The following is a 255-nucleotide window of genomic DNA, read 5'->3' on the forward strand; positions in this document are numbered from 1 at the left end:
CGGTATTGGTGTACGCACTGGCCAATGGCCTGGGCACCAAACTCGTTGAAATCGTTCAAAAGCCCCTAGAAACAAAAATCGTGGAAGAGGTCAAACCGCCTCCGCCACCACCAGACACGCCACCACCGCCGCCGCCGAAACTGCTGGCTCCACCGCCACCATTCATTCCGCCGCCGGAAGTGCAGGTCCAGCCACAGGTACAGCCACAGAACACCATTTCTGCGGTGACCAACCAGAAACCGGAAAACCCGACCT

Annotated in this window: 1 pseudogene; it reads left to right on the forward strand. The window is 58.4% G+C overall.

Going from position 1 to position 255, the window contains the following annotated elements:
* Positions 1 to 255, forward strand: a pseudogene (locus H8K47_RS18140) (energy transducer TonB); the annotation flags it as partial.

Origin of the sequence: Cognatundibacterium rugosum (assembly GCF_014284365.1) — a bacterium.
Classification (GTDB): Bacteria; Pseudomonadota; Gammaproteobacteria; order Burkholderiales; family Burkholderiaceae_D; genus Undibacterium; species Undibacterium rugosum.